This is a genomic window from Streptomyces sp. NPDC057654, assembly GCF_042800135.1.
Lineage (GTDB): Bacteria > Actinomycetota > Actinomycetes > Streptomycetales > Streptomycetaceae > Streptomyces.
On sequence record NZ_JBHVHQ010000325.1, the window covers coordinates 1 to 3,975 of the forward strand.

Annotated in this window: 4 protein-coding genes; all 4 read right to left on the reverse strand. The window is 71.4% G+C overall.

The features are described 5' to 3' along the window. Positions 1-7 precede the first annotated feature (7 nt). Positions 8-1,708: a flavin monoamine oxidase family protein gene (locus tag ACFU99_RS22970; protein ID WP_384394857.1), complete on the reverse strand. Its 1,701-nt coding sequence runs from the start codon at positions 1,706-1,708 to the stop codon at positions 8-10. A gap of 49 nt (positions 1,709-1,757) precedes the next feature. Beyond that, on the reverse strand, positions 1,758-2,558 hold the full coding sequence (locus ACFU99_RS22975; RefSeq protein WP_384394859.1) for a carbon-nitrogen hydrolase family protein: 801 nt from the start codon (positions 2,556-2,558) through the stop codon (positions 1,758-1,760). Positions 2,559-2,751: 193 nt separating this feature from the next. Continuing rightward, positions 2,752-3,201 carry an Lrp/AsnC family transcriptional regulator gene (locus ACFU99_RS22980; RefSeq protein WP_363226021.1) on the reverse strand — a complete coding sequence of 150 codons (450 nt, stop codon included), beginning with the start codon at positions 3,199-3,201 and terminating at the stop codon, positions 2,752-2,754. A gap of 20 nt (positions 3,202-3,221) precedes the next feature. Beyond that, positions 3,222-3,975: amino acid permease (locus ACFU99_RS22985; protein ID WP_384394861.1), on the reverse strand; the 754-nt coding region annotated here is incomplete at its 5' end.

Sequence of the window (3,975 nt, forward strand, 5' to 3'; positions counted from 1 at the left end):
ACTCCCGTCAGTCCTCGGGGAGTTCCACGGGCGCGATCTCCTCGAAGCGGTCGCCGGGGCCGGGGTTGACCGGGTCCGTCGCGCCGCCGAAGTGGTGCATGACGCCCCACACCGCGTTCAGCGCGGTCTGCACGGCGCCCTCCGCCCAGCCCGCGGTCCAGGAGATGTCGTCGCCCGCGAGGAAGAGGCCGCGCTTGTCCTCGGCGAGGCCGTCCTGCATGAAGTGGGTGAACAGCCGCCGCTGGTAGCGGTAGTGGCCGGGGAGGTTGGCCTTGAACGCGCCCATGAAGTAGGGCTCGTTCTCCCAGGAGACGGTGACCGGGTTGCCGATGATGTGCTTGCGGATGTCGACCTTGGGATAGATCTCGCCGAGCGACTTCAGCATCACCTCCATCCGCTCGTTCGCGGACAGCGGCAGCCACTTGAGGCTGTCGTCGCACCAGGTGTACGAGAGGCAGATGGCGGCGGGCCGGTCCGGGCCGTCGTCCAGGAGATACGTGCCGCGCGTCATCCGGTCGGTGAGCGTCATGCTCATCACGTCCCGCCCGGTCGCCTCGTCGGTGTCCCGCCAGAACGGCCGGTCGACGGGGACGAAGAGCTTGGACGACTCCATGTAGTGGGTGCGCTCCACCGCCGTCCAGTGGTCGATGGGCAGCAGCGCGTCATCGCAGGCGATCTTGGAGAGCAGCATCCAGGACTGCGCGGTGAAGACCGCCGCCCGGTACGTGCGGATGTCGCCGGCGGCGTCGGTGACGGTGACGCGGTTGCCGGCCGTACGGTCCATCCGGGTCACGGCCGGGCGCGGGTCGCCGCCGTGCAGCGAGGCCAGCGAGGTGCCGGGCGCCCAGTGCACGGTCTTGGCGGGCTCGCGCTCCCACAGCCGCAGCGGCAGCTGCTGGCTGCCGCCGACGATCCCCCGGTGGTCGTCGTCCGCGCCGGTGTAGACGACGCGCAGGATCTCCAGGATCGAGTTGGGGAAGTCCGTGTCCCAGCCGCCGGTGCCGAAGCCGACCTGGCCGAAGATCTCGCGGTGCCGGAAGGACGCGAAGGCCGGGGAGTCGCAGAGGAAGCCGTAGAAGGTCTGGTTGTCGAGCCGCTCGACGAGCTGCGCCCAGATCTCGCGGATGCGCGGGATGTCGCGCTCGCGGATGGCGTGCTGCATGTCGGAGAAGTCGGCGCCGTCCTCCAGGCAGGCGTTCCAGGCGTGCATCACCTGGTGGTAGACCTCGGGCAGGTCCTCGACGGTCTCGGCGTAGTGCGTCTCGCCCTTGAGGTCGACGACGGTGGAGGGGGTGTCGGGGGCCAGCGGGTTGGGGAACGGCTCGGTCCGCAGCCCGACCAGGTCGATGTAGTGCTGGAGCGCGGTGGAGCACGGCGGGAAGCGCATCGCGCCCATCTCCGCCGTCAGCGACTCGTCGCAGCCCTCGAAGCGCTCGGTGCGCAGCCGGCCGCCGATCCGGTCCGCCTCGTACACGACGGGCCGCAGCCCCATCTTCATCAGCTCGTACGCGGTGACGATGCCGGAGAGGCCGCCGCCGATGACCGCGACCTCCGTGCCGTGCTCGGTCGCCGGTATCTGGCCGAGGCCCGCCGGGTGGGCCAGGTAGTCGTCGTAGGCATAGGGGAAGTCCGGGCCGAACATCGTGATGGGCGGCAGGGCGGGCGTGGCCTGCTCGTCGTGGACGGCGGTGGGCACCGTGGACGTCATCGGCTGGACTCTCCTACTGGAAAAAAGGGGGGCGATGGGGGGCGGGTGCTCACACGAGCGAGGTGTACAGCTCGGGCCGCCGGTCGGCGAGGTAGCTGTTCTCGGCGCGGGACGCCTTCAGGAAGTCGGTGTCGACGTCGGCGAGGATCAGGTCCTCGCCCGCGCCGGCCCGCGCCCGTACGGTCCCGTCGGGCGCGGCGACGCAGCTCATCCCGGCGAAGTCGAACTCCCCCTCCGCGCCGCAGCGGTTGGCGTAGGCGAGGTAGAGCTGGCTCTCCCAGGCGCGCGCCGGGATGATCGTCTGCGGGACGATCTCGTACGGGCGCATCAGCGCGGTCGGCGCGAGCAGCAGGTCGGCGCCGGCCAGCGCGTGGGCCCGTACGGCCTCCGGGAACTCGACGTCGTAGCAGATCAGCAGCCCGAGGCGGACGCCGTCGAGGTCGGCCTGGACGAGCGGGTCGTCGCCGGGGGTGAAGCAGGCCGTCTCGAACGGGCCGAAGAGGTGGGTCTTGCGGTAGTTCGCCAGCGGCTCGCCGGCGGGGCCGATGAGCTGGACGGAGTTGTACAGGTCGGTCCCGGCGCGCTCCGGGTAGCCGTAGCCGATGGCGAGGCCGTGTTCGGCGGCGAGGCCTGCGACCGCCTCGGCGCCCGGCCCGGAGGCGGTCTCGGCGCGGCGGCGCACGTCCTCGCCGATCGCGTACCCGGTGAGGAACAGCTCGCTGGTGAGCAGCAGCCGGGCCCCCGACTCCGCCGCCCGGCGGGCGGCGGCGGCGAGCGCGGCGATGCTGTCCGCGGTGGTCTCGGGGACCCCGCCAGGGCCTTGGTACAGCGCGATGCGCAGCGACGGCATGGGGCACCTCTTCACCGGGTTCGGGGGTGGCGGACCGGGACCGAAGAGGCGATCGCCGGGACGTATCGACGCTACGTTTTCCGTTCAGCGCCGGACAAGCCGCGTCTGTTGCGCGTTCCCGGACGATTCGTTGCGTGTTGTACGGACTGAACGGCGATTCATTGCGCCGCGCCGTGGACGCAGTCGGTTCGGTTCAGGAGGGCGCGCCGGAGGTGAACCGGCGCAGCAGCGGGGACAGCACGAGGACGGACTTGGTGCGCTCGACGAACGGCTCGCCCGCGATGCGCTCCAGCACCCGCTCGAAGTGGCGCATGTCGGAGGCGAAGACCTGGACGATGGCGTCGGCCTCGCCGGTGACGGTGGAGGCGGACGCCACCTCCGGGTAGCGGGCGAGGCCGCGGTGGATCGACTCGGGCGAGGTGTTGCGGCGGCAGTACAGCTCGATGAACCCCTCGGTCTCCCAGCCGAGGGCCGCCGGGTCCACGCGGACGGTGAAGCCGGTGATGGCGCCCTCGGCGCGCAGCCGGTCCACGCGCCGCTTGACGGCGGGCGCGGAGAGGCCGACCTCGGCGCCGATGTCGGCATAGGAGCGGCGGGCGTCCTGGGCGAGGGCGTGGACGATGCGCTGGTCGAGCTCGTTCATCTGGCGCACGTGCGGACGGGTCACTTTTCTACGGGTGCCTGCGGGTCTGCCGGGACGGGCCGGGCGTCGCGGGCGAGCCGCGAGCGGTGCATGCCGTACCCGAAGTAGATCACGAGGCCGACCGCCATCCATGCCGCGAAGACGACCCACGTGATGGGGGACAGACTACCCATCATGTAGACGCACAGTGCGAAACCGACGGCCGGGAAGAGCGGGGCGAGCGGCACCCGGAAGGTGCGGTGCATCTCGGGGCGGGTCCGGCGCAGCACGATGACGGCCACGTTGACCAGCGCGAACGCGAAGAGCGTGCCGATGCTGGTGGCGTCGGCCAGCTGGCCGAGCGGGATGGCCGCGGCCAGGACGCCGCAGAAGAGGGAGACGAGGACGGTGTTGGCGCGGGGGACGCCGGTGCGGGCGTGGACCTTGCCGAAGACCTTCGGCACGAGGCCGTCGCGGGCCATCGCGAAGAGGATGCGGGTCTGCCCGTAGAGCACGGTCAGCACGACGCTGGCGATGGCGATGACCGCGCCGGCCGCGAGCAGCACGGCCCAGAAGCTCTGCCCGGTGACGTCCTCCATGATCCCGGCGAGGGCGGCCTCGGAGCCCTTGAACGAGCGCCAGGGCATGGCCCCCACGGCGACGGCCGCGACCAGCACGTACAGCGCGGTGACGATCAGCAGCGACAGCATGATCGCGCGCGGCAGGTCGCGCTTGGCGTCCTTGGCCTCCTCGCCGGCGGTGGAGGCGGCGTCGAAGCCGATGTAGGAGAAGAAG